At 51.4% G+C, this 3569-nt stretch carries 4 protein-coding genes; 2 read left to right on the top strand and 2 right to left on the bottom strand.

Going from position 1 to position 3569, the window contains the following annotated elements; genetic code table 11:
• Positions 1–851: transglycosylase domain-containing protein (locus tag OB13_RS19400; protein WP_461491838.1), on the top strand; the 851-nt coding region annotated here is incomplete at its 5' end.
• Between the two features lie 184 nt (positions 852–1035).
• Positions 1036–2058: a bile acid:sodium symporter family protein gene (locus OB13_RS19395; RefSeq protein ID WP_461491839.1), complete on the top strand. Its 1023-nt coding sequence runs from the start codon at positions 1036–1038 to the stop codon at positions 2056–2058.
• A 61-nt stretch (positions 2059–2119) separates the two neighbouring features.
• Here the strand turns inward: OB13_RS19395 and OB13_RS19390 are convergent, their stop codons facing one another.
• Both OB13_RS19390 and OB13_RS19385 read right to left on the bottom strand, forming a co-directional pair.
• Entirely contained in the window at positions 2120–2443 is a 324-nt protein-coding gene (locus tag OB13_RS19390) for a DUF3817 domain-containing protein (RefSeq protein ID WP_461491837.1), read from the bottom strand.
• A gap of 178 nt (positions 2444–2621) precedes the next feature.
• Positions 2622–3491 carry a hypothetical protein gene (locus OB13_RS19385; protein WP_461491836.1) on the bottom strand — a complete coding sequence of 290 codons (870 nt, stop codon included), beginning with the start codon at positions 3489–3491 and terminating at the stop codon, positions 2622–2624.
• Positions 3492–3569 lie beyond the last annotated feature (78 nt).

Genomic DNA, 3569 nt, shown 5'->3' with positions numbered 1-3569 from the left:
TTCATGTGAACCTGGACAGTGTGGAGCGTGTGGTGTTTGATTCGGATCTGGATGCTTCGAAAGACTTCCGGGTTGTGCAGTGGGGCAAAGCCAACATCGCAAAGCTGAAAGGACCCTTTATGCACACGGTGTATGAATACGGTAAGCCTGTCCGTACCTTTATGGTAGGGCCTGCCAATCCTTTCTACAGCCCCATCAGCCAGATCTCCCCCTACCTGCGCAATGCCATCCTGACGGCAGAAGATGCAGGCTTTTACAGGCACAATGGATTCCATGAGGAAGCATTCCGGCAGGCGATCGCGGTTAACCTGAAAAACAAGGACTTTTTACGCGGCGGCAGCACCATTTCGATGCAGCTGGTAAAGAACGTGTTCCTGACCCGCAAAAAAACAGTTGCCCGTAAGGTAGAAGAGGCTGTGATCGTATGGCTGATGGAAAACCTGGACATCATTTCGAAGAACCGGATGTTTGAAATATACCTCAACATCATCGAGTGGGGGCCTGATGTATACGGGGCCAAGGATGCATCGCGCTTTTACTTTGGCAAGCAGCCTTCAGAGCTTAACCTGGCCGAGTCAATCTTCCTGACCAGCATTATCCCGAGTCCGAAACGCTACCGCTCTTCTTTTGACAGCTATGGCAACCTGCGCAGCTGGAAAGGCGGTTACTACAGGCTGATCGGGGGAATTATGGCCCGGCGGGGGCTGATATCGCAGGAGGAATACGACAGCCTGCAGCCCAATGTCCGGCTCTACGGCCGGGCACGGGACCTGATCGTGACGGCACCGGATGCTACTTACGAGGATACGACCGAGTTTGAGCTCGAAACAATTGACCTGCTAGACTTCTAGTGCTATACCTTTTCAGACAACGGCCACCGCTTGTATTTGCGGTGGCCGTTGTTTTGTTTCAGAACCGCACTGCCTTTTGCAGATGCCCCTTTGTTGAATAATCGATCAAGAATTCAATAGTTTGAGAACAACACCCACCTTCCCCGATCGTGAACCAGGCCCTCCCGTAAAAGAGCGACTCAGCCTGCGCAAGGTGCAGGAACTGCTGGCGCGGGCCGGCTTCGACTGGTTTTTGTTCGCGCTGATCGGTATGATCCTGCTGGCTTACCTGTGGCCCGAAGGCGGCGTGGACAGAGAGCCTGTTTCCCTGGGAGATGTGGCTACGTATGGCGTTTCTGCGATCTTCTTTTTTTATGGGCTGCGCCTGAGCCCGGAGAAGCTGCGGGCCGGGCTGAGCAACTGGCGCCTGCACCTGGTGGTGCAATCGGCTACCTTCCTGCTTTTTCCTTTGCTGATCATGCCGTTGTATACCTTCTTTGCAGGTACATCGGGGGAGCTACTGTGGTTGGGTACTTTTTACCTGGCGGCCTTGCCTTCTACCGTCTCGTCTTCTGTGGTCATGGTGTCCATTGCGAGGGGCAATATTCCGGCAGCTATTTTTAATGCGAGCATCTCCAGCCTGATCGGGGTGTTTGTGACTCCGCTCTGGATGGGGCTATACCTGTCGGCGGGTTCCGGTGACTTTGATATGGGGCAGATCATGGGCAAACTGGTCCTGCAGGTGCTGTTGCCGGTTACGCTCGGAATTTTCCTGCACAGGTACTGGGGAGGCTTTGCCGAGCGCTATAAGAAACAGCTGCGTTTCTTCGACCAGGTCATCATTCTGCTTATCGTCTATACCTCCTTCAGCGAATCTTTCGCCCGCAACATGTTCAGAGGGTATAGCATCAGCGACATGCTGCTGCTAGGTATAGCTATGCTCGTGCTTTTCTTTGCTGTGCTGGGTATATTGCACCTGGTCAGCCGCCTGTTCGGCTTTAGCCACGAAAACAGGGTGACCGCTGTTTTCTGTGGCTCCAAAAAGTCTTTGGTACATGGCACAGTGATGTCGAAGGTCTTGTTCCCGGATGCCAACATGGTAGGCGTCATCCTGCTGCCGATCATGCTATACCACGCGCTGCAACTGCTGGCCTCCAGTGTGCTTGCGCAGTCCATGGCGCGTCGCGTTGAGCCTGCTGAAGCCACTACGGGCCGTGCGGACGCTTAAGTAAACGAGAAAGGGCTGCAGGTATACCTGCAGCCCTTTCCTGAAAAGTATATGCCCGGGATTAAGCCATCTGCTTCGCTGGCTTTACCTGCTTTTGCTCTTCCTCCTTCAACAGGCGCTTATCCAGTATAAAAGGTCCGAAGGGTAGCAGCGATGCGACCACGGCAGCCCCGATCTTCAGGATTGACCAGCGGTACGTGAAGGCTACCTCCGCTACAGACAGCATATAAAGTACAAACAGCACACCATGTGCCCAGCCTACATATTTGACCATCTCAGGTATACCGGCCATGTATTTGAGCGGCATGGCAATGCCCAGCAATAGGAGATAAGACAGTCCTTCGTAAATGCCTATGGTGCGCAGACGCGAAATCGGAGTTCTCATAATGTAAAGGTTAAGGATGTTCTTTTACAAAACTAACACTTAACAGCCGAGATAACATAAACGTGCCAACAAAAGTCAAACAGGCACTGCAGACAACCGGTTTGCCACGATCAATTACGGGATAAACACACGAGGCTGCCTGTGAGGCAGCCTCGTGTATAAGCTGGAACTGTTTCTTTTAAAGTGAAAACTTAGGAGAGCTGGCAATTACCTCTTCCCCAACTTTAGCCGTCCAATCACCTGTCAGTTCTTCACCAGCCTTGGCAACTTTGCGGAAAGTCACAAAGAAAGTTTTGTTGTACGCGTTCGTTACGTCAAGGCCTGACCAATTGACCACAACATTTCTTTCGTTATACCTGATAGAACCCGCCTGGCCGTCCTCATCAACAGCCGTTACTGCTCCCTGTATGGTTGCTGAGATGCCGCCCTGTAGTTTTACATTGCTGAAGGCAGTGCAGGAAGACAGGTGGAAAGCAACTTTATATTCCGTCATACCATCTCCGAGTAGTGTAGCGCTTACCAGGGAAGTGCTAAGTGTGGCACCCTGGCATGCGGCCACAACCGTGAGGTCTGCAGCGGTTTCAACACCCTCATAACCTGCTCCACCACCACTATACTTTACACGCCAGCCGAACTGACCGATCTCATCCGGTGTTAAGGTATAGGTAAAGCCTGGGCCTGTTTTATCGATTTGAGTTGTCTTCACATCCTCCCAATACCCCGCCGTGGCAACAGCTGAATAAGCTCCCGTTTCACTGATTTTGGCTCTTTGTAGAATTAAAACCCCTTTTGTTGGCGTAGTACCACCATCTAGAGGAGCTCCAACAGCAACAGTGATCGTGACTGGAGTGCCCACTACAACGGGTGACTCCGAAAAGCTTAGCGTAACTGTTGGCGTTTGCTTGACGTTGCCAGCCTGAATTTTCACCTTTGCATCTTGTGTTTCGGTTGCGCTCATCGGACCTACTTCATCGAGGTCTTTCGTGCAGCTTGTGAATGTGCCGGCTACCAGGAGCAGCGCTGTGGCGATCGTATAAAATTTCTTCATGTAGGGTGGAATAAGGGTTTTGGTTTGAAAGTTTATATTTATATAGGTATATATGAATTTATATGCTTTAACTTATGT

The organism is Pontibacter sp. HJ8 (genome assembly GCF_054824225.1).
The sequence above is the reverse complement of the archived record's forward strand: the minus strand, read 5'-3'. Positions and strand labels throughout refer to the sequence as shown.